This is a genomic window from Stenotrophomonas sp. yr243 (assembly GCF_900184195.1).
In the GTDB taxonomy this organism is placed as follows: domain Bacteria; phylum Pseudomonadota; class Gammaproteobacteria; order Xanthomonadales; family Xanthomonadaceae; genus Stenotrophomonas; species Stenotrophomonas lactitubi.
In genome coordinates this window covers 469,864-491,253 of the sequence record NZ_FXWT01000003.1, presented here as the reverse complement: position 1 = coordinate 491,253, position 21,390 = coordinate 469,864, and the positions used below count along the sequence as shown (strand labels likewise).

Annotated in this window: 21 protein-coding genes; 4 read left to right on the top strand and 17 right to left on the bottom strand. The window is 65.9% G+C overall.

All coding sequences use genetic code 11. The features are described from left to right. Positions 1-29: 29 nt before the first annotated feature. The 10 genes from QOL57_RS15045 to QOL57_RS15000 all read right to left on the bottom strand — a co-directional run bounded on the left by QOL57_RS15045 (position 30) and on the right by QOL57_RS15000 (position 10,138). Positions 30-269: a hypothetical protein gene (locus tag QOL57_RS15045; RefSeq protein WP_089235992.1), complete on the bottom strand. Its 240-nt coding sequence runs from the start codon at positions 267-269 to the stop codon at positions 30-32. Between the two features lie 64 nt (positions 270-333). Beyond that, positions 334-2,535 carry a PAS domain S-box protein gene (locus tag QOL57_RS15040; RefSeq protein WP_089235993.1) on the bottom strand — a complete coding sequence of 734 codons (2,202 nt, stop codon included), beginning with the start codon at positions 2,533-2,535 and terminating at the stop codon, positions 334-336. A 202-nt stretch (positions 2,536-2,737) separates the two neighbouring features. Continuing rightward, positions 2,738-5,134 (bottom strand): Tex family protein, encoded by a 2,397-nt coding sequence (locus QOL57_RS15035; protein WP_089235994.1) that lies wholly within the window; start codon positions 5,132-5,134, stop codon positions 2,738-2,740. Between the two features lie 207 nt (positions 5,135-5,341). Continuing rightward, the gene (locus QOL57_RS15030; protein WP_025879252.1) at positions 5,342-5,557 is read right to left on the bottom strand and encodes a hypothetical protein; all 216 of its coding nucleotides are present in this window, start codon (positions 5,555-5,557) and stop codon (positions 5,342-5,344) included. Between the two features lie 746 nt (positions 5,558-6,303). Further along, positions 6,304-6,756: a hypothetical protein gene (locus QOL57_RS15025; protein ID WP_089235995.1), complete on the bottom strand. Its 453-nt coding sequence runs from the start codon at positions 6,754-6,756 to the stop codon at positions 6,304-6,306. Beyond that, positions 6,753-6,956 carry a PspC domain-containing protein gene (locus tag QOL57_RS15020; RefSeq protein ID WP_089235996.1) on the bottom strand — a complete coding sequence of 68 codons (204 nt, stop codon included), beginning with the start codon at positions 6,954-6,956 and terminating at the stop codon, positions 6,753-6,755. The genes QOL57_RS15025 and QOL57_RS15020 overlap by 4 nt, the downstream gene beginning before the upstream one ends. A 50-nt stretch (positions 6,957-7,006) precedes the next feature. Further along, the gene (locus QOL57_RS15015; RefSeq protein ID WP_089235997.1) at positions 7,007-7,375 is read right to left on the bottom strand and encodes a YfeK family protein; all 369 of its coding nucleotides are present in this window, start codon (positions 7,373-7,375) and stop codon (positions 7,007-7,009) included. Continuing rightward, entirely contained in the window at positions 7,372-8,439 is a 1,068-nt protein-coding gene (locus tag QOL57_RS15010) for a class III poly(R)-hydroxyalkanoic acid synthase subunit PhaC (protein ID WP_089235998.1), read from the bottom strand. The genes QOL57_RS15015 and QOL57_RS15010 overlap by 4 nt, the downstream gene beginning before the upstream one ends. A 3-nt stretch (positions 8,440-8,442) precedes the next feature. After that, complete coding sequence (phaE, locus tag QOL57_RS15005) at positions 8,443-9,501, bottom strand: class III poly(R)-hydroxyalkanoic acid synthase subunit PhaE (RefSeq protein WP_089235999.1); 1,059 nt, start codon at positions 9,499-9,501, stop codon at positions 8,443-8,445. Positions 9,502-9,523: 22 nt separating this feature from the next. Then, on the bottom strand, positions 9,524-10,138 hold the full coding sequence (locus QOL57_RS15000) for a phosphatidylcholine/phosphatidylserine synthase (protein ID WP_089236000.1): 615 nt from the start codon (positions 10,136-10,138) through the stop codon (positions 9,524-9,526). Positions 10,139-10,483: 345 nt separating this feature from the next. On the opposite strand from QOL57_RS15000, the gene QOL57_RS14995 reads away from it, so the two are divergent. Beyond that, positions 10,484-11,134: a class I SAM-dependent methyltransferase gene (locus tag QOL57_RS14995; protein ID WP_089236001.1), complete on the top strand. Its 651-nt coding sequence runs from the start codon at positions 10,484-10,486 to the stop codon at positions 11,132-11,134. 52 nt (positions 11,135-11,186) lie between these two features. Here QOL57_RS14995 and QOL57_RS14990 read toward each other — a convergent pair whose 3' ends face one another. The 3 genes from QOL57_RS14990 to QOL57_RS14980 form a co-directional block, all read right to left on the bottom strand. Further along, entirely contained in the window at positions 11,187-11,675 is a 489-nt protein-coding gene (locus QOL57_RS14990; protein WP_089236002.1) for an 8-oxo-dGTP diphosphatase, read from the bottom strand. 40 nt (positions 11,676-11,715) lie between these two features. Further along, the gene (locus QOL57_RS14985) at positions 11,716-12,228 is read right to left on the bottom strand and encodes a DUF1249 domain-containing protein (protein WP_089236003.1); all 513 of its coding nucleotides are present in this window, start codon (positions 12,226-12,228) and stop codon (positions 11,716-11,718) included. Positions 12,229-12,446: 218 nt separating this feature from the next. Then, positions 12,447-13,268 carry a pyruvate, water dikinase regulatory protein gene (locus tag QOL57_RS14980; RefSeq protein ID WP_089236004.1) on the bottom strand — a complete coding sequence of 274 codons (822 nt, stop codon included), beginning with the start codon at positions 13,266-13,268 and terminating at the stop codon, positions 12,447-12,449. 145 nt (positions 13,269-13,413) lie between these two features. Between QOL57_RS14980 and ppsA the strand changes: the two genes are divergently transcribed. Together ppsA and QOL57_RS14970 are read left to right on the top strand one after the other, a co-directional pair. Continuing rightward, the gene (ppsA, locus tag QOL57_RS14975; RefSeq protein WP_089236005.1) at positions 13,414-15,792 is read left to right on the top strand and encodes a phosphoenolpyruvate synthase; all 2,379 of its coding nucleotides are present in this window, start codon (positions 13,414-13,416) and stop codon (positions 15,790-15,792) included. A 150-nt stretch (positions 15,793-15,942) separates the two neighbouring features. After that, a complete protein-coding gene (locus QOL57_RS14970) occupies positions 15,943-16,836 on the top strand; it encodes a mechanosensitive ion channel domain-containing protein (protein WP_089236006.1) in 894 nt (297 codons plus the stop codon). Between the two features lie 78 nt (positions 16,837-16,914). Here QOL57_RS14970 and QOL57_RS14965 read toward each other — a convergent pair whose 3' ends face one another. The 4 genes from QOL57_RS14965 to tadA form a co-directional block, all read right to left on the bottom strand. Beyond that, positions 16,915-18,039 (bottom strand): alkene reductase, encoded by a 1,125-nt coding sequence (locus QOL57_RS14965; protein ID WP_089236007.1) that lies wholly within the window; start codon positions 18,037-18,039, stop codon positions 16,915-16,917. A 188-nt stretch (positions 18,040-18,227) separates the two neighbouring features. Then, complete coding sequence (locus QOL57_RS14960) at positions 18,228-19,100, bottom strand: EcsC family protein (protein WP_089236008.1); 873 nt, start codon at positions 19,098-19,100, stop codon at positions 18,228-18,230. 94 nt (positions 19,101-19,194) lie between these two features. After that, a complete protein-coding gene (orn, locus tag QOL57_RS14955; RefSeq protein WP_089236009.1) occupies positions 19,195-19,767 on the bottom strand; it encodes an oligoribonuclease in 573 nt (190 codons plus the stop codon). 75 nt (positions 19,768-19,842) lie between these two features. Further along, entirely contained in the window at positions 19,843-20,367 is a 525-nt protein-coding gene (tadA, locus tag QOL57_RS14950) for a tRNA adenosine(34) deaminase TadA (RefSeq protein ID WP_089236010.1), read from the bottom strand. A gap of 233 nt (positions 20,368-20,600) precedes the next feature. Between tadA and QOL57_RS14945 the strand changes: the two genes are divergently transcribed. Beyond that, on the top strand, positions 20,601-21,323 hold the full coding sequence (locus tag QOL57_RS14945) for a hypothetical protein (RefSeq protein WP_198512169.1): 723 nt from the start codon (positions 20,601-20,603) through the stop codon (positions 21,321-21,323). The last annotated feature ends 67 nt before the right edge of the window (positions 21,324-21,390 follow it).

The window sequence follows — 21,390 nt, the reverse complement described above, 5'->3', positions numbered from 1 at the left end:
GCCGGCACCTCATCAGTGCAGCAGCTACGCTACCGGCGTTGCTGCGCATCACGACGCCCGGCGCGCCAGATCGTCACGCTGGCAGCGACGATGCAGCCCAGCGTGAACAGCAGCATCACCGCCACGCCCCACTGCACCACGGGGACCAGCATCCGGGCCTGCTGATCGTTGCGCAGCTGCTCCAGCCGGAGCCAGCCGGAGAGAGCCAGGGACCAGCCGACAACGGCCGGCGCATAGGCACGGACTGCACTCAGGTTCCAGCACGTCATTTGGTTTTCCTGCGAAGGCGGGGCGTTGGCGCAGTATTCGCCGCGCCCCTCTCACAGGCTGAGATCAGCCGTCGCTGAGGTCGCTGCCGTCCGCCGGCGAGCCGCCGCGCAGTTCACTGGTTTCGCCCTGCACCTGCACGTTGTTGCGGCCCATCGCCTTGGCCCGGTAGCACTGCGCATCGGCGGCCGCGACGGCCTGGTCCACGCTCATGCCGGCAGCAAGCGGCGCGATGCCGATGCTGGCGCCGATCCGCAGCTGATGCTGGTCCCACGGAATGGACAGGCTGGACAGGGTATGCAGCAGTTCACCGCCGATGCGCGCCGCGCGCCGCGGGCTGCACCCGGACAGGATCACCGCGAATTCGTCACCGCCCAGGCGCGCCACCACATCCGAATCGCGTACACCATGACGCAACACGCTGGCCACGGCCCACAGCACTGCGTCACCGGCCAGGTGTCCAAAGGTATCGTTGACCGGCTTGAACCGGTCCAGGTCGATATACATCAGCGAAGCCGCCTGGCCCGTCCGCTCGACCCGGGTGATCGCCTGCTGCAGGTGCACTTCGAAGCCGCGGCGGTTACCCAGTTCGGTCAGCGGGTCCATCTCCGCCAGGTGTCTCGCCTCGCGTTCGCGTGCACGCTGCTGCGTATCATCGCGCAACACCCACACGGCGCCGCGCACATGCCCTTCGTCGTCACGCAACCAGGCCCGGGTGAGGTCCACGGGTACTGTCGCCGCCCCCATCCGCAGCAGCAGATCGGCGTGCAGGTCCACGGCATTGCTTTCCGGATCCAACAGTACGCTGACGTCGAGCTGCGATTGCGGTGCGTATTCGGTGGTCAACGACAGCACGTCCTGCACGAGATGCCCGGCCAGCGACAGTGCGCCATCGCCGGCAAGCATTCGCACGGCAGCCGCGTTTGCATATTCGATGCGGCCATCCAAGGCAACACTGAGCACCAGGTCGGCGACGGCATCGAGGGTGATGCGGCTGCGCTGTTCGCTTTCGAACAGGCGCTGCTCGCTGCTGCGCTGCGCGCTGACATCCTGGATCTGCGACACGAAATGCAGCGGTTCGCCGCGCTCATTGCGTACCAGCGATACCGACAGCCGCGCCCATATGATGTTGCCATCACGGCCCACGTAGCGCTTTTCAAGGTGATAGTGGGTGCGTCGCCCCGCCAGCAAATCCTGCACCAGGGCCAGGTCGGTCTGCAGATCGGCCGGATGGGTCAACCGCTGGAAATCGACCTGCAGCAGCTCCTCGCGCGGGTAGCCAAGAATGCGGCACAGCGCATCGTTGACATCCAGCCAGCGTCCTTCCAGCGACACCAGCGCCATGCCCAGTGCCGCCGAGGTGAACGCACCGGCGAACTTGTCCGCGGCAAGTCGTGCCTCGGCGCGGGCCTGCAGGATTTCAGTAATGTCGATGGCCATGCCGACATAGCCGATGCGCTCACCATCGGCGCCATCCATGCCGCTGATCGACAGGCGCACCTGGCGACGCTGGCCATCCTTGCGCAGCAACGTCCACTGCCGCGAATACGTCTGGCCGTCGGCGCGCGCACTGAGTGCCTCGAACACGCCGGGAACCTGTCCGTCAGCGGTCGCCTGCGGGCGCAGCCACGCCTGCAGTTCAACCGGGTCGTGGAAGGCGTCCAGCCGGCGCCCACCCACTACTTCGGCAGCGGTGTAGCCGAGCAGCCGCTGCGCACCCGTGTTGAACAGGGTGATTGTGCCGTCGGTGTCGGTGGCGATCACCGCCACTTCGTCGGATGCATCCACTACTGCCTGCAGTCGCTGCCGCATTTCGGCCGCATCCTGGCGCGCCCGCTGCAGTTCAGTGACGTCGGCATGGGCACCGGCCATCCACAGCGGCCTGCCCTGTCCGTCCCACTCGAACACCCGTCCGCGGTCGTGGATCCAGATCCATTCACCATTCCTGTGGCGCATCCGCAACAGGCAGACATAGTGGTCGGTGCGGCCATCGAAGTGGTCCTGCAGAGCCGCATCGGACAGCGCCAGATCATCCGGATGGACCAGCGCGATGAACGTCTTCTGGCAGATCGGCTCCAGCTCGTCCAACCGGTAGCCGACGATCTCGGCCCAGCGTTCGTTGACCCGCATCTGTCCGCTCTGGACGTTCCATTCCCAGGTGCCGGCCGCGGTGCCCTCGATGATCATCGCCAGGCGACGGCGCTCTTCGGCCAGTTCCTGCAGCCGGCGCTCCAGCAGTGCGTTGCCGCTGTTGCCCTGATCGGCCATCAGCCGCCTCCCCTGCAGACGCAGCTGCCCGCAGGCCGTGGCGAGGCGCCACAGCGGTCACGGAACAAGGCGGATGGTGCTGACGGCATGGCCTCCCCAGCGACAGCGGGGCCCCAAGCCCCCCTTCCAGCGCAAGTGTGCGCATTGCCGGGGAACATCGACAAGTCCCCCACCCGGCCGCGCCGGGAGGGGGACGGCAGACTCAGCTGCGCTTGGCTCTGGCGAACGCCTCGGCCAGGGCATTGTTGGCTGGCGGCGCAGCCGGTGCCGGGCGTCCGCCGGTGCCCGGGTTGCGCCCCTGGCCACCACGCCCCTGCCCCGGGTTGCCGGCGTCGCGACGTGGCGCCTGCCCTTGGCTGCGTTCGTCACGGCTGCCCGGGCGGCTGGTGGCCTGGCCGGGCGTATCGTCCAGACGCCGGGTCAAGGCGATACGCTTGCGTGGCACATCCACCTCCAGCACCTTCACCTTGACGATGTCACCGGCCTTGACCACATCGCGCGGATCTTTCACGTAGGTATCGGACAGCGCCGAGATGTGGATCAGGCCGTCCTGGTGCACGCCGATATCGACGAACGCACCGAACGCGGCCACGTTGCTGACCACACCCTCCAGCACCATGCCCTCGCGCAGGTCCTTGATGTCCTCGACACCATCCGCAAAACGAGCCGCCTTGAACTCCGGGCGCGGATCACGGCCGGGCTTTTCCAGTTCCTTGAGGATGTCGCGCACGGTCGGCACACCGAACGTTTCGTCGGTGAACTGCTCGGCCTTCAACCCGCGCAGGAAACTGCCGTCGCCGATCAGCGCCTTGATCGGGCGCGCGGTGCTGGCCACGATGCGCTCGACCACCGGGTAGGCTTCCGGGTGCACCGACGATGCATCCAGCGGCTGATCACCATCGGCGATGCGCAGGAAGCCCGCACATTGCTCGAACGTCTTCTCGCCCAACCGCGACACCTTCAACAGATCCTTGCGACGCTTGAACGGACCATTGTCATCGCGGTGGCGCACGATGTTCTCGGCCACCGTCGACGACAGGCCCGACACGCGCGACAACAATGCAGCCGACGCCGTGTTGACGTACACGCCGACAGCGTTAACGCAGTCCTCCACCCGCGCATCCAGCGCGCGCGCCAGGCGGTACTGATCCACGTCGTGCTGGTACTGCCCGACACCGATCGCCTTCGGCTCGATCTTCACCAGCTCGGCCAGCGGGTCCTGCAGGCGGCGCGCGATCGATACCGCGCCACGGATCGACACGTCCAGGTCCGGGAACTCCTTGGCAGCCGTTTCCGACGCCGAGTACACCGAAGCCCCGGCTTCGCTGACCACGATTTTCTGCGGTGCGTTGTCACCCAGCGCCTTGATGGCTTCACCGGCCAGCTTGTCGGTCTCGCGGCTGGCGGTGCCGTTGCCGATCGCGATCAGCTGTACGTTGTGCCTGGTGCACAGCTGCTTGATCGTCTGCAGCGACTGCTCCCACTGCCGGCGGGGTTCGTGCGGGTAGATGGTGTCGGTGGCGACCAGCTTGCCGGTGGCGTCAACCACGGCGATCTTGCAGCCGGTGCGGATGCCCGGGTCCAGGCCCAGCACGCTTTTCGGGCCAGCCGGCGCGGCCAGCAGCAGATCCTTGAGGTTGTCGCCGAACACCGCGATGGCTTCGGCCTCGGCCTTCTCGCGGGCCTGGTTGAACAGGTCCAGCAGCAGGTGCATGTGCAGCTTGGCCCGCCAGGTCAGGCGGCAGGCATCGAGCAGCCAGCGATCACCGGGGCGCCCCGCCTCGCGAATGCCGGCGTTGTGCGCCACGCGCCCTTCAGCGTACTGATGTCCCGCCTCGGCATCCTTGCCCGGGTCCAGTTCCAGGAACAGGATCTCCTCGCGGCGCGCACGGAACAGCGCCAGCAACCGGTGCGAGGGGATCTTCGCCAGCGACTCGGCGTGTTCGAAATAATCGCGGTACTTGGCACCCTCGGTTTCCTTGCCCTCGGCAACGCGGGCACGGATCACGCCCTGCTCGCTCAACCAGCTGCGCAGTTCACCCACCAGCGTGGCGTCCTCGCCCCAGCGCTCCATCAGGATCGCGCGGGCACCTTCCAGCGCGGCCTTGGTATCGGCCACGCCCTTGTCGGCATCCACGAACGTGGCAGCAAAGACCTGCGGGTCCCGCGTCGGATCGCCCAACAGGCCGTCGGCCAACGGTTCCAGTCCGGCTTCGCGGGCGATCTGCGCGCGTGTGCGGCGCTTGGGCTTGTACGGCAGGTACAGGTCTTCCAGCCGGCTCTTGGTGTCGGCAGCGAGGATCTCGTTGCGCAGCTCATCGCTGAGCTTGCCCTGTTCGCCGATGCTGGCCAGCACCGCCGCACGGCGGTCTTCCAGCTCGCGCAGGTAGGTCAGGCGGGTTTCCAGGTTGCGCAGCTGGGTGTCGTCCAGGCCGCCGGTGACTTCCTTGCGGTAGCGGGCGATGAACGGAACGCTGGCGCCTTCATCGAGCAGGCCGACGGCGGCGCTGACCTGGGCGGTCTGGGCACCGATCTCATCGGCGATGGTCTGGGCGATCTGCTGGGCGAGCTGGCGCTGGGCGTGCTTGGCGTCGTGCATTGTTTCCGGCCTGGGCCGCATTGCGGGAAAGGCCCATTCTTGCAATGCGCGGGCGGCAGGGACAAGGCGTTGACAGAACGGCGGTTCAGGCGGCGGGTCCGGATCGGACGCCGGCATCCTGGCAAGTGGGGCTCGGACTGGCCCCGGGGCTGGGATGCCGGCGCGGACGCGCGATGGTGGGGCGCGTCCTGCCGCGTATTGCGAAGGTCAGCGGTAGTGGCGGGCGGCACGCTGCATGACGATGTCGTCACGCAGGCTCTCAAGCGCCATCAGGCGGACCTTGCCGACACCCTGCAGTTCCATGAACCGCTCCGTGTAAAACTCCGGCCCCAGCGCGGTATCGGCGCGGGATTTGCTGAAGCCGTAGGGCACCACGCCCTTCTCGCCATCCTTGCTACCACCGACATAAAGAACGATTGCCATGTGATGTCTTCCTCCAAATTGCTACTGCGTACTGCACACGATGAGCGGTACTTGCGAGCCCATCGGGGTAGAGCTTACCGCGACCAAGCTGACTGGAACGTCACGAAGACTAATGACGATCGGTTGCATGCAGATGACTGCGGGATAGCAGCAGAATGCTTACGGACCTTTAACTTCCGGCTAACGAATGGAGGGGTTCCCAGCCAACGGCGCAGCCCCTCGTGGGTGGTCGGGTAGAGCGATTCATGTGATTGGACCGGGCGGGATGGGGTCGAGGGACACGCCGTAAACCCGTCCTTGGGGGCTCGATGGCGCCATCCATGGCGCCAACGGTCCCGCGACCCCATCTCACCCGACCCCTGACAATTTCCGTGCGCGTCCACCCACGCAGAAGAAAAAGAAGATCAAAAGCAAAAGCGGCCTGGCCGGCCGTTTCTTGTAGAGCCGAGCCCACGCTCGGCTGCGTTCAAGCCAGTCCGCGAAGCCGAGCGCAGGCTCGGCTCTACACGAGCAAGCGCAGCGCGCAACCCGCTTCTGCTGTTCTTTTTCTTTTCCGTGGGTGGACGCACCCGGAAACTGTCAGGGGCCGGGCGGGGTGGGTTCGCGGGACCGTTGGCGCCATGGATGGCGCCATCGAGCCCCCAGGGATGGGTTTACGGCGTGTCCCGCGAACCCACCCCGCCCGGCCCAATCACATGAATCGCTCTATGCGCCCACCCACGAGGGGCTGCGCCGTTGGCAGGAAACTACGGCCACCAGCCCTGCCCGAACCGCGCGTAATGATCAGCCGCACGCTCGAACGGATTGCGCGCGCTGACGCCGCCACACAGCAGATACACCGGCAGGTACAGCGGCCCCAGCACCAGGTACTGGTACACGTGCGCGCGCTCATGGTCATCCAGCCGGATCAACGGCTCCACGCCCCACCCGGCTTGATGCGCGTAGGTACGGCAGCACATGCCCAGGTCGTGGCCGGTGTGCAGGATCACGTTGCCGAGGGTGATCGCTCCGCCCGGGCCCCACGGCCAATGGTCGAAAACCACCGCGCAATCTCGACCGCTCCAGCGCATCTTCGCACCACCCAGCAACCCGGCCAGACCGCCAAGCAGGCCGATCAGGGTATTGGGAACGGTCCACAGCGCGCCCAGTACCTGCAGCGCGCGCAGCCAGATCGGCCAGGGCCGGGACGCGGCGTTCAATCGGCCTCGTTGGGGATCAGCAGCCACAGCAGCAGGTAGATCAGGATGCCCGGGAAGGCGGCCGACGCCAGCGAGATCACCACGTACAGCACCCGTACCAGGGTCGGGTTCCAGCCGAAACGATGGGCGATGCCGCCCATCACCCCGGCGATCATGCGGTCGTTCAGCGAGCGCGACAGGGTGCGCGGCACAGCGTTCATGGCGAGGTCTCCCGGCTGACTGGCTGCGGCCACTGTAGCGCCTGCCGTGTCTACGGCGTGCGTTGGCGCAATGCCTGCAGGCGCGCGCCGAACCACGCCGCCGAGGTCTGTTCGGGCTGGCCGGGGCAGCGGATCCGGTACGCCTTGCCACTCATGCTGCTCTGGCTGGCCGCACGCTCGATGAACTGCTCGGCGCTGTCGACCATGTCCTTCTTCAGCAGGTAGTCGTACTTGCGCTGCAGGTGGGCGCGCGCATCGGCGGGACCGTACCAGCTGCCATTGCGCTGGAACTGGCACTGGGAACCATCCAGGCTGCCGATCAACTGTGTGATCTCGCGGCGCGCATCGGCGCTGGGCGCGGCGCCGGCAATGCCCGGTGCGAGGGCCAGCGCAAGCGCGAGCAAGGGGAGATACTTCATGGCGTGCGTTCCTTCAGCCAGTTGTCGATGGTCGCCGGCACTTCGCGCTGCGCGCGGCCGGAGACGTAGATGCCGATATGCCCACCGCGGAAACTGGACTCGGTGTAGTCCTGCGTGCCCAGCCGGCCACGCATCGCACGCGATGCATCCGGTGGCACCAGGTGATCCTGTTCGGCGTAGATGTTGAGCACGGGCAGGGTCACCTTGGCCAGGTCCACCGCCTCCTCACCGATATGCACGGTGCCGTTGACCAGTGCGTTGCCCTGGTAGAACTGCTTGATGAACTCGCGGAAGGCCTCGCCCGCCAGATCGGGCGAATCGAAGATCCACTTTTCCATACGCAGGAAATCTTCCAGCGCGGCCTTGTCATCGAGGATGTCGAGCAGGCCCACGTACTTCTGCACGTTCAGGCGGAACGGCTTGAGCATCAGGTAGCTGGCATTCATCAGATCGGCCGGGATGTTGCCCAGCGTGTCCACCAGCAGATCCACGTCCACCTGCTGCGCCCAGTGCGACAGCATGTTGTCGGCGGTCTGGAAATCGACCGGGGTGACCATGGTGATCAGATTGCCCAGCTTCTGCCTGCGCAACGCGGCGTAGCACAGTGCGAACACGCCGCCCTGGCAGATGCCCAGCATGTCGACCGGGCCTCCACTGCGTGCGCGCAGCGCATCCACCGCGCCATCGATGTAGCGCAGCAGGTAATCCTCAAGCGTCTGGTAGCGCTCGGAACGATCCGGATAGCCCCAGTCCAGCACGTACACGTCCTGGCCCAGCGCCAGCAGCTTCTGCACCAGTGAGCGATCGGCCTGCAGGTCCACCATGTATGGGCGGTTGACCAGCGCGTACACGATCAGCAGCGGCGTGCGCCGGACCGGTGCGTTCTCGCCGACGAAGCGATACAGCACCACCTTGCCATCGCGCCAGACTTCCTCGCGGGCGGTGGCGCCATAGTCGACATCCTCCACCTGCGGCAACAGCTTCAACCCTTCCATCAGCTTGCGCTGCATGGCCAGGGTCTCCTGCATCAGGTCATCGGCATTGAAGCCCAGCGGTCCTTTCATGGCCTACGACTTCCGCGTGGTGGTGCGGGAGGTGGCCTTCTTCGCTGGCACTTTCTTCGCGGCAGCCTTCTTCGCTGGTGCCTTCTTCGCGGCAGGCTTGCGCGCGACGGGCTTCACCCTCGCAGGCGCCGGCTGGGCCACCGGATCAACCGCATCGGTACCGGCAAGCACCGCCACCTGTGCCTGCAGCCGGCGCAGATTGCGCTCGAGCTCGGCGATGCGACGGTGGGCGGCATCCATCTCGGTGCGGGTCGGCAGGCCGATGCGTTCACTCATCTGTTCCACCTCGCGTTGCAGCCCCGCGCGCAGGCGCATCTGCGCATTGCCCAGCGCCGCGTAGATCTGCTGGAACGGAGCAGACATGGCGACCTTGGCGTAGGCCTCCTCGGCCACTTCGATCCACAGATCGAACATCGCTCGTGCGCTGGTCAGCTGGCTGCCGGGCTGCTCATGCTCGGCCAGGCGCTGTTCGAACAGGTCGAATGCCTCTTCCAGCGCCTGCTTGATCTGCTCGACATAGGCCTGCGAGTGATGCTGGTACTCCTCCTGCGCGCGCAGCAGGGCCTGCCACCGCGCCTGGTGCTCGCGGCCGGGCCCGAACGCCGGGCTCTGCAGCCAAGGACCGGCCAGCGTCTGCAACTGCTGGAACCACGCCATGAACTCGGGCGGAGCAGCGCCGGCATGGGTGCTGCCACGGGCGCCCTGCAGCATCCACTGCAGCATGCCGTCGCCCTGACCCTTCACCGCTTCACGCCAGGCCTGGGCAACCTCGGCACTGCTGGCATCGCGGCCGGCAAAGCGTGCAGCCACTTCCTGCATGGTGCCGTACCAGCTGCCAGCCTGTTCACGGAACCGCCGCACCGCCTCTTCCGGTGCGGCCGCACCGGTCTCGGGCAGCAGTTGCCCCCACCAGTCGAACAGGTGCTTCCAGCTGCCCGGGTCGTCGCCAGCGGGGGCCCCCTGCACAGTCGCGTGGCGCAGGGCATCGCCCCAGGCACCGAAGTACTGCCGGGCCAGGTTCTCGAAATCGCTGCTGCCGGCGTCGTTGGCCGAGCTGGTCATCGCGCTCCTCCGCAGGGCTGGATCATGGCTTGGGAATGCGCAGGGTCTTGCTGATCATCAGCGACCCGGACAGCGCGAACAGCAGCACCAACGGATGCAGCTGCCAGGGGCCGATCTGCCACTGGCCCATCCACAGGTCGTGGCCGATGGCATCGGTGCCGGCGGCGATCGCCAGCACGATCACCAGCGCCAGGCTTGTGGGGATCGGTGTTCCCTCGAAGTACTTCACCTTGCCTTCGTCACCGCTCATCGCCTCGGCGGTCACGTTGTAACGGGCCAGGCGGCTGACGCCGCAGCAGACGAAGTAGCTCAGCACCAGCCAGTCCCAGCCGCCCTGCATGCCACAGGCATAGGCCAGCGCTGCGGGTGCGACACCAAAGGAAATCACGTCCGACAGTGAGTCGAGCTCGCGGCCCAGCGTCGAACTGGACTTGCGCCAGCGCGCGATACGGCCGTCCAGTGCATCGAAAATGAAAGCCAGCGGGATCAGCGCCATGCCGAACAGCAGATAGCCGCGCTCGCCATCCTGCAGGAAACGCATTGCGGCAAACACCGCGCCGGTGCCGCAGAAAGCGTTGGCGAGGGTGAACCAGTCCGCCAGATGGAACTCGCGCAGCATCGAGAAGTGACGTTTCATGAAGTCTCACGGGGCATCAAGGCCCACAGGGTACCGCGAGCGCCGCCACCGGCAACAGCGTGGACTGCCCCCGCCCTTCACCCGTCACTCACCGATCCTCACCGGCGGTGAATTTTTCGCCACCCATCTTGACAGCCTAGGGGGGTGGCGCCTGCCAGTGCTTATCCACAAAGTTGCCCACGCGTAATCCACACCCCCTGTGGACAACTGGCTCTCACCGACTGCGACGTTGGACATTTCCTCATCACCTCGCGCCGGGGTTTCCCTACTTCCCAAGCCGATCCGCTGGCGCTATGGTCTGCGGCGGACCCGCCGCCGCCACGTCCGACCTCTTACCGACGGACGATGTTGATGCTGGATGCACGCACCCTGGCCGCGCAGTTGCGGCAGCCCCATGGCGAGGCCGCGCTGGCCGTGGGCGAATCGATGAACCGCAGCAACGGCGCCCTCAACCAGGCAGCAATCGCGTTGCTGGCCGTCGCTCCCGGAGAGCAGGTGCTGGAGATCGGCCCAGGCAACGCCGCCTTCGCGCCGCTGCTGCTGCAGGCCAGCGGCAGTCGCTACGTGGGCGTAGAGCTGTCCAGCGTCATGGTCGACGCCGGCAGCCAGCATCTTGCCGCCAGCGGCCTTGCCGGGCGTGCCGCGCTGCGCGAGGGCGATGCCCATGCCCTGCCCTTGGCGGATGACTGCGTCGATGCTGCGCTGGCGGTCAACACCCTGTACTGCTGGCCGAACCTGGCGCCCGTGCTGGATGAACTGGCGCGGGTGCTGCATCGCGGCGGACGGCTATGCCTGGCCTTCGGCGATGCTGGATTCATGCGCAGCCTGCCCTTCGCCGCCGACTTCGAACTGCATGAGCTGGATGCCGTGGAGCTGGCGCTGCGGGTGTCCGGCTTCAGCGTCACGGCATGGCGCTCGCATCGCGAATGCACAGCCGGCAATGACGGCCAGCAGCGGGAAAAGCACTTCCACCTGCTGCTGGCGCGCTGCCGGTAGTGCCGGCCGGGCATGGCCCAGCGCGCTACCGGGGGAGGTAGTGCCGGCCAGGTCAAAGACGGCTGAAGGACCAGCTCTGCATGCGTCCATCCCGGTAAGGCATCACACCGTGGAACGGGCGCGGATCGGCATCGAACACCAGCGGCAGGAAGTTGCGGTCGCCCTCCCACATGGGCATCGTGTCCAGCTTGTCCACGTCCACCCACTCCAGGGTGCCTTCGTGGTTGCCGCCGTGTGGGGCACCCTCGAAGCTGTCGATGACGAACACGAAACCGAACCAGTCCTCACCATGCTTGCCGAAACCCGGCCAGCTGATGGTGCCGCGCAAGCGCATGGCCGTGCAGTCGATGCCGGCTTCCTCGGCGATTTCACGGCGCATGCCGGCGGCCACGTCCTCGGTCGGTTCGACCTTGCCGCCCAGGCCGTTGTACTTGCCAAGGTGGTGGTCGCCCGGACGGGTATTGCGATGGATCATCAGCACCTGGCGACGATCGGGCGAGAGCACATAGCCCAGAGTGGCGACGATCGGGGTATACGGCATGTGCGGGTCCGGCGGCGGGTCAGCCGTGGATTATGGCCGATCAACGCACCAGCGACAGGCGACGGTCGCCCCCACCCACGGCGTTGCCGTCAGGGTCACGGCGCAGGGTGGCCACGCCATGGCCGCGTTCGGCCAGGTATTCCAGCCATTTGCCGAGGAAGGTGTTCATCCGCATGCGATGGCTGATCAGCTCGGCCGGCGGCGGGTACAGGCCCATCGTGTCCTGCCAGCGGCGGCCGACGTAGCAGTGGGTGGTCTCGGCCTGGCGCGCGTCCCGGTACAGGCGGACGAAGGCTGATGGGTCCGGTTCACCGGTCACCGGGTCGGCCAGGTCGTAGGTCAGGCGCAGTTCCACCGTGTAGCGGTGGCACTCGATCACATCCAGACGCACGTCCAGGCCATCACCTACCGAAGAGACGTAGCTTCCCGCCACCAGTTCAGCCGGAGCGAACAGGCGCACCAGATGGCGGTAGTTTTCTGCGTACAGCCCCATGAGCCAGCTCAGCCGGCTCAGGCGGGGAATGCGCTCGGTACGGGGCAATGCTCGGGCCATGGGTTGATCCTACACGTTGGTGCTTCAACGTGGGGACGGTTCAACCCGCAGCCAAGCCGCCAACGGCGATCACCCCTGTAGAGCCGACTCCATGCTCGGCTGCTCTTCGGCCAGAACCCGGTGGCCCAGCCGAGCGTGGGCTCGGCTCTACAGGGCGCAGTTGAAGCGCCCATTGGTAGTGCCGGCCGCTGGCCGGCAGCGCGGCGCGAGGGAAAAGATCAATACAGCTCGCGCTGCAATCCCAGCGTACCCAGCACCTTGCTGGAGATCTCTTCGATCGAGGTATGGGTGGTGCTGAGGGTCGGGATGCGTTCCATCTGGAACATGACCTCCGCCGCAGCGACCTCGCGTTTGCAGGTGTCCAGGTTGGCGTAGCGCGAATTGGGCCGGCGCTCCTGGCGGATCTGCTGCAGGCGATCCGGGTCGATGGTCAGGCCGAACAGCTTGCGCCGGTAGTTGCGCAGCCGTGGCGGCAGGCGGTCGCTCTCCAGATCCTCGTCGGTCAAGGGGTAGTTGGCCGCGCGCACCCCGTAATGCAGGGCCAGGTAGATGCAGGTGGGCGTCTTGCCCGCCCGCGACACCGCCACCAGGATCACGTCGGCGTCGTCATAATTCACCGCGATGCCATCGTCATGGGTCAGCGCGAAGTTCATCGCGTTGATGCGCCGGTGGTAGGTGTCGAAGTCGACCATGCCGTGGGCCTGGCCGACCCGGTTCAGCCGGGAACTGGACAGTTCGCGCTCCAGCGGCTCGATGAACGGGGCGAACACATCCAGCATCAGCGCCCCGCTTTCGGACAGGATCACGCTCAGGCTCTGGTCCACGCAGGAGTTCACCACGATCGGCCGGACCTGGTACCGCTCCCCCGCCGCCTGGATCCGGGCACAGGCTTCCCGGGCTTTTTCGGGGTCATCGACAAATGACATCCGGTCGGTAATGAAGCTGAACCCGGAGAACTGGGTCAGCAGGCTATGCCCAATGGTTTCAGCGGTGATACCGGTTCCATCGGAAACGTAGAACACCGGACGGATGGTCGACATGCGCGCATTTACCCCCTACGAAGCCTAAAAGGGCCGCCAACACAAGCTTGTGCCGACGGTGGTCTGCCCGGCATCATATCGGCTTCTTCCTACGGACGCGGCCATCCAAGCCCGCCTCGGGCGATGGCCAAACGGAGCATCGCGCTTGAACGAGAACATCCTGTGGTTGCACGAACTGCGTCTGGCCGACCTGGCCCGCGTAGGCGGCAAGAATTCCTCGCTGGGCGAGATGATCGGCAACCTGGCCGGTCTGGGCGTCTCCGTTCCTGGAGGTTATGCGACCACGTCTGAAGCCTTCAAGGACTTCATCGCGCACAACGACCTGTCCAAGCGCATCTTCGACAAGCTGGCAACGCTGGACGTCGAGGACGTCACCGCGCTGACCGCGGCCGGCAAGGAGATCCGTAGTTGGGTGATCGACGCGCCGCTGCAGCCGCAGCTGGACCAGGACATCCGCAGCGCCTACGCCAAGCTGAGCGCCGACAACGGCGGCGGCGACGTGGCCGTAGCCGTGCGTTCTTCGGCCACCGCCGAAGATCTGCCTGACGCTTCCTTCGCCGGTCAGCAGGAAACCTTCCTAAACGTCACCGGTGCCGACGATGTCGTGCACAAGGTCAAGGAAGTGTTCGCCTCGCTGTACAACGACCGTGCCATCGCCTACCGCGTGCACCATGGTTTCAAGCACGAGGACGTGTTCCTGTCCGCCGGCGTGCAGCTGATGGTGCGTTCGGGCGTAGGTTCGTCCGGCGTGCTGTTCACCCTGGACACCGAGTCCGGCTTCCGCGACGTGGTGTTTGTCACCTCTTCGTTCGGCCTGGGCGAGATGGTCGTGCAGGGCGCGGTCAACCCCGACGAGTTCTACGTCTACAAGCCCACCCTGCAGGCCGGCAAGCCGGCGATCCTGCGCCGTTCGCTCGGCAGCAAGGCGATCCGCATGGTGTATTCGGATGTCCCCGGCGAGCGCGTCAGGATCGAGGACACCCCGGCCGAACTGCGCACCACCTTCTCGATCAACGATGAAGACGTGGCCGAGCTGTCCCGCCAGGCGCTGACCATCGAAAAGCACTACGGCCGCCCGATGGATATCGAGTGGGCCAAGGACGGCGTCAGCGGCAAGCTGTTCATCGTGCAGGCGCGCCCGGAAACCGTGAAGTCGCGCAGCCACGCCACCCAGATCGAGCGTTTCGCGCTGACCGAAAAGGGCGGCAACGTTCTCGCCGAAGGCCGCGCCGTCGGCGCCAAGATCGGTGCTGGCGTGGCCCGTGTGGTCAAGACGCTGGAAGACATGAACCGCGTGCAGCCGGGCGACGTGCTGATCGCCGACATGACCGATCCCGATTGGGAGCCGGTGATGAAGCGCGCGTCGGCGATCGTCACCAACCGCGGTGGCCGTACCTGCCACGCAGCGATCATCGCCCGCGAGCTGGGCGTGCCGGCCGTGGTCGGTTCGGGCAACGCGACCAAGGTCATCGAAGATGGCCAGCTGGTCACCGTCAGCTGCGCTGAAGGCGATACCGGCTTCATCTACGAAGGCAAGCTCGGTTTCGAGCGCACCACCACTGATCTGGGCAACATGCCGCCGGCACCGTTGAAGATCATGATGAACGTGGCCAACCCGGAACGTGCCTTCGACTTCGGCCAGCTGCCGAACGCCGGCATCGGCCTGGCACGCCTGGAAATGATCATCGCCAGCCACATCGGCATCCACCCCAACGCGCTGCTGGAATACGACCGCCAGGACGCCGCGACCAAGAAGAAGATCGACGAGAAGATCGCCGGTTATTCCGACCCGGTCGGCTTCTACGTGGACCGCCTGGCCGAAGGCATCGCCACCCTGACTGCTTCGGTCGCACCGAATCCGGTGATCGTGCGCCTGTCGGACTTCAAGTCCAACGAATACGCCAACCTGATCGGCGGCAGCGGCTACGAGCCGCACGAAGAGAACCCGATGATCGGCTTCCGCGGCGCCAGCCGTTACGTCGATCCGAGCTTCTCGGCCGCCTTCGCGCTGGAGTGCAAAGCCGTGCTGCGCGTGCGCAACGAGATGGGCCTGGACAACCTGTGGGTCATGATCCCGTTCGTGCGCACCCTGGAAGAAGGCCGCAAGGTCGTCGAGGTGCTCGAACAGAATGGTCTGAAGCAGGGCGAGAACGGCCTGAAGATCATCATGATGTGCGAAGTGCCGTCCAACGCACTGCTCGCCGATGAGTTCCTGGAAATCTTCGACGGCTTCTCGATCGGCTCCAACGACCTGACCCAGCTGACCCTGGGCCTGGATCGCGACTCGTCGATCGTCGCGCACCTGTTCGACGAACGTAACCCGGCGGTGAAGAAGCTGCTGTCGATGGCGATCAAGTCGGCACGTGCCAAGGGCAAGTACGTCGGCATCTGCGGCCAGGGCCCGTCCGATCATCCGGATCTGGCCGAGTGGTTGATGCAGGAAGGCATCGAGTCGGTGTCGCTGAATCCGGACACCGTGGTCGATACGTGGTTGCGTCTGGCCAAGTTGAAGGCCAAGGGTTGATCTGTTGACGCTTGATGGCTGACGTCGTTTTCATCGACGTCGGCCCATACTGAAGTTGCACGCAAGCCCCGCCTTCGCGGGGCTTGCTGTTTCTGGCGTCCGCGCACGCCATGTTCCTGTCGCACCTGTTCCCGTCGCAAAGGAGTCCGCATGATCGCCGCTGCCCCACCCTCGCCCGCCACCACGTCCTGGTTCCATTCGCTCGACTGGGAGCGCCTGCTGGAAACCTATGGCGTGCCGTTGTTCGCTGCCATCGTCGTGTTCCTCGTCGGGATGTGGCTGGCGCGACGCCTGTCCAATGCGATGCCACGTGCGACCGCGCGCATGGGCGTGGACCCGATGCTGGGCAGCTTCCTGCGCAACGTGGTCTATGCGGCCTCGCTGGTGATCGTGGCGGTGCTGGCTATCGGCACCCTGGGCGTACAGATCACCCCGCTGCTGGCCGTACTGGGCACCGCCGGCCTGGCCGTTGGCCTGGCACTGAAGGATTCGCTGTCGAACATCGCCTCGGGCGTGATGCTGGTGACCCTGCGTCCGTTCCGGGTGGGCGACGTGGTGACCATCGCCGGACAGACCGGCACCGTGCGCGAAGTGCGCATTTTCCAGACCGTGATCACCGGTGCCGACAACCAGCACACCACCATTCCCAACACGCTGATAACCGCCGCTCCGATCATCAACCTTACGGCAGAGCCCACCCGCCGCATCGAACTGGTCGTGGGCATCGGTTACGAAGACAACATCCAGCTGGCCCGCGATACCGCACTGGCGCTGATGAAGGCCGACCCGCGCGTGCTGCAGACGCCAGCACCGGACGTGGTGGTGTACGAGCTGGGTGCGCATGCGATCAATCTGGGCATCCGCTGCTATGTGAAGTCGGCCGATCATTTCGGCACCAAGGTCACGCTGCTGGAGCAGATCAAGCTGGGCTACGACAAGGCCGGAATCAACATCCCGTATCCGCAGCAGGACATGCACCTGTACCTGCATGGCAAGGATGGCGGCGTGGTCGAGGCAGACGCACTGGTGCGCGACAGGCCCTGACCCCTCCGCCCGCCGGGCATGGCCCGGCGCTACCGAAGCTGGCCAGGTAGCGCCGGGCCATGCCCGGCGGATGCGGAATCAGGCCTCCACGGCCTCCATGGCCTCCGCCAGCACCGGATAATCGGTGAACCCCACTGCACCGCCACCGAAGTACGTCGCGCGATCCGGCGAATTCAACACCGCGCCGGTGCGCAGTCGCTCGGGCAGATCCGGGTTGGCGATGAACGGCCGGCCGAAGCCGATCAGGTCGGCCCAGCCTTCCGCCAGCCCCTGCCCGGCACGCTCCGCGGTGTACTTGCCGGCGTAGATCAACGTGCCCGGATAGATCAGCCGCAGCGCCTGCTTGAACGCCACCGGCATCACCGGCGCATCCTCCCAGTCGGCCTCAGCGATGTGCAGATAGCCCACGCCCAGCTCGCCCAGCAGGTGCGCGGCAGCCAGATAGGTCGCCTGCGGCGTGTCGTCCACTGCACCCTGCAGCGTGGTCAACGGCGCCAGCCGCACGCCGACACGGTCGCCGCCAGCAACATCGACCACCGCCTGCACCACCTCGCGCAGGAAGCGCAGGCGATTCTGCAGCGCGCCGCCGTAGCCATCGGTGCGCTGGTTGGCCTGCGAATCGATGAACTGGTTGATCAGATAACCGTTGGCACCATGCAGCTCAACGCCGTCAAAGCCAGCGGCCAGTGCATTGCGGGTCGCCTGCGCATAGTCGGCCACGATGCCCGCAATCTCCTCTACGCCCAGCGCGCGCGGCATCGAGTGCTGGATCATCTCGCCCACGCCGGATTCCGGTCCAGCGCCGGTCGGGTCAACGAAAACCTTCACCCCTTCGGCCAGCAGCGCCGAGGAAGAGACCGGTGCCGCGCCCTCCGGCTGCAGGGCGACATGGGAGACACGGCCTACATGCCAGAGCTGGGCATAGATGCGTCCACCGGCCGCGTGCACGGCATCGGTGACCCTGCGCCAGCCCTGCACCTGCGCTTCGCTGTGGATGCCCGGGGTCCAGGCATAGCCCTGGCCCTGCGGGCTGATCTGGGTGCCTTCGCTGACAATCAAGCCGGCACCGGCACGCTGGGCGTAGTACTCGGCCATCTGTGCGGTGGCAACATTGCCGACAGCCGCACGCGAGCGGGTCATCGGCGGCATCACGATGCGGTTGGGCAGCGTCAGCGCGCCCAGGCGGTGGGGGGTGAACAACATGGCGGCATTCTCTTGCGGGGGATTGCCGGCAAGGATGGGGATGGCGCTGCGCGCGCAACAGGCGCGTTTGTGCAAAACAGTTGTGCCTGCCAGGCAAGGGTCAGAGCCCTTTCCTGCGGAAAGGGCTCCGACCCTGTGCGAGGTCGGGGTCGGATCCCTTTCCGCAGGAAAGGGCTCTGACCCCATCGTTACAACGTCGGTTCGATCAACGCCCCACCGTGTGCGATGCGGTCATAGCAGCTGCGAACCACTTCCTCGCCGTATTTCAGCTCCAGCCGGCGCACGATGAAATGGCCGCGGGCCATGTCCTGGTAGTAGTCCGTGAACATGGTATTGAGCGTGGCGCCGGCTGCCGCACCGACGATCGGCACCGCCTGCGCGGCGAACTTCTCGGTGATCACCACACCGAATCGGGCGGCGACCTTTTCCACCAGCTTGGCCAACAGCTTGCCGGCTTCCTTCGGCGCCACGCCCAGAGTCAGGTCACGCCCCGTCACCACGCGCCCGGCCAGCTCGGCCGAGAGGTGGCGCATCACATCGGTGGTAAAGCCACGGGCCAGGTAGTAACCGGTCTCGCTGGCGTCATCACGCGGCGAATTGCCGCCCAGCGCGAACACCTCCAGGCAGGCCTGGCGGGTGCTGAACTGCGATAGATCGAAGCCTTCGCTGCGGGCGACGTCGGCCACCGCACGCATCATGATCGTGGTCGACACCGGCAACTCGATGAACAGCGCGGCAAAGCCGAACGCACCACCAACCGCACCGGATGTCGCCGCCGCCAGCTTGTGCCAACGTGTCGAGGCACCCTTGCCAGGAGTGTTGTCCATGCTCCACAGCGCCGCCTGCACGGATTTGGACAACGCCGCCTGCACCGCGCCGTGGATGCGGTTGGACACCGAGGTGGGCAGCGCCTTCACCGCGAACTCCAGCGGCGTGCCGACCAGGTTGGCCATGCGCGCGGTGATCGTGGGTGCCTCCAGCAGCGCTACCGCCCGCTGCAGGTCAGACCAGTCGCCAGCGTCGTGGGCGATATCACGGGGCAGCAGGATGGGCTCGTTCATACGGCCGATCTTAGCGCCAGGAAGTTGAACGGATCGTCGCGGGGGTCAGAGCCCTTTCCGCTGGAAAGGGAGCCGACCCCACCGGGTGACCGTCTCAGGCAGTGGGTAGCCCCGACAGCGCGCCCATGAACTGGCGGTAGTGGCGCAGTTCGTTGATCGAATCGTGCACATCGCTCAGCGCGGTATGGTTGCTGTTCTTGCCCACGCCCGCGGCCACGGTCGGCGCCCAGCGCTTGGCCAGTTCCTTCACCGTGGACACGTCCAGGTTTCGGTAGTGGAAGTACTTCTCCAGCCGCGGCATCTGCCGGTGCAGGAAGCGGCGGTCCTGGCAGATGGAGTTGCCCGACATCGGCGACACGCCGACCGGAATCCACTGCGCCAGGAAGGCCACGGTCTGCGCTTCGGCCTGGCCAAGCGTCGTGGTGCTGTCGATGACGCGCTGCCACAGGCCCGAACGACGATGCTGGTTGCGGTTCCACTCGTCCATCGCTTCCAGTGTTTCCAGCGGATGGTGGATGGCGAACTCCGGGCCCTCGGCCAGCACATTGAGCTGGGCATCGGTGACCACGGTGGCGATCTCGATGATCGAATCGTTGTCGGTATCCAACCCGGTCATTTCCAGGTCGATCCAGATCAGTCGCTCGTTGGCCGCGCCGTTCTCTGCCATCGTGTCGCCTCGTTGCTGGGCAGGCACGAGGCCGGCCGGTAAAGGAAAGTGGCGGCCATCATACCCTTTCGCCACTCAGCCCTCGCCGGCGTGGTCCTCCAGCAGCAGCGGCGGCTTGCCGCGCTTGGCCCGGAAATAATTGGTGAGGCGGTTGCTGGCCTCCTTGGCCAGCACACCGGCATGGACCTCGACCCGGTGATTGTGGCGGGCATCACCGACCAGATCGAACACGCTGCCGCAGGCGCCCGTCTTGGGATCGCTTGCACCGTAGACCAGGCGCGCCACACGTGCATGCACGATCGCCATCGCGCACATCGCGCACGGCTCCAGGGTGACATACAGGGTGCTGCCGATCAGGCGATGATTGGCCAGCATCCGCCCCCCTTCGCGCATGGCCACGATCTCGGCATGCGCGCTGGGATCGTGCGAGGCAATGTTGAGGTTCCAGCCCTCGCCCAGCAGCTGACCGTCGGCACCCACAAGTACCGCACCGACCGGGATCTCGTCGAACTCACGCTGTGCGCGTTCGGCCAATGCCAATGCGTGGCGCATCCAGCTCTCGTCGACGTCGTGCACCGGCACGCCCAAGGTATCAGTCATGGCGTTTCTCGGATTCAAGGGGTGAGCGCGCGACTAGTGTAGCGCAGGCTTTTTGATGCTTCCGCTGCCTGGATACGAAGCGCCGCGCCGCGCCGCGCCCGGTCAACGCTGCATCGCCGCTTGATCTTGCGTGAAGACTCCTTCACGCTGCGTCCGCGCTTTCAACGCTTTGACATGGCGCGCCGCTGTTTGACGGCAACGATTTCACCTTTCGATCTCTACAGGGGGTAGTTTTGAACGCAGTTGCAGATACCACCGTGCAGGCCAGCCCTGCCGGAAAAGCCGCATGGATCACGCTGGCGATCGCTTGGTTGTGCTTCCTCGTACCGTTCCCCGGCCTGGGCCTGTTCTTGGGCTGGCCGCTGAACCTGGTGGCTTTCATCCTTGCCATCGTTGCGATGGCCAAGGGCGGCGCCATGAAGGGCCTGTTCCAGCTGCTGGGCTCGATCATCGTTTCGCCGATCGTGTACTTCGTCGGCCTGGCGATCTTTGCCGGCACCATGAGTGGCATCAGCGCGCAGAGCAAGGGCCAGTACGATGCGGCCGTTGCTGAAGCCAGCGTTGCGTCCGCCGCCGCGGAGGCAGATGCTGCCGCCAAGGCCACGGAAACCGCAGCCCCCGAAGTCGCCAGCGATGCCGCGATGGCACCCGCCTCGGCGCTGGAGGTGACCGCCACCACGATGTTCAGCGATTACCAGGACAACGAGATCGCTGCTGACGGCAAGTACAAGGGCAAGGCGCTGCTGGTTTCCGGCACGGTCGATTCGATCAGCTCGGACTTCATGGACAAGCCGGTCGTGCAGCTAAGTGCCAAGCCGTTCGGCTTCGTACAGGCCAGCGACCTGCCGAAGGACGTGGCTGCCAGCCTGAAGAAGGGCCAGAAGATCACGCTTGCCTGCACCGGCAATGGCGAAGTCATCGGCTTCCCGGCCGTGTCCGGCTGCACCGTGCAGTAAGGCACACAGCGAACGCTGATGCTCAGAGCCCCGCTTCGGCGGGGCTTTCTGTTGCCGGCTGTCACAC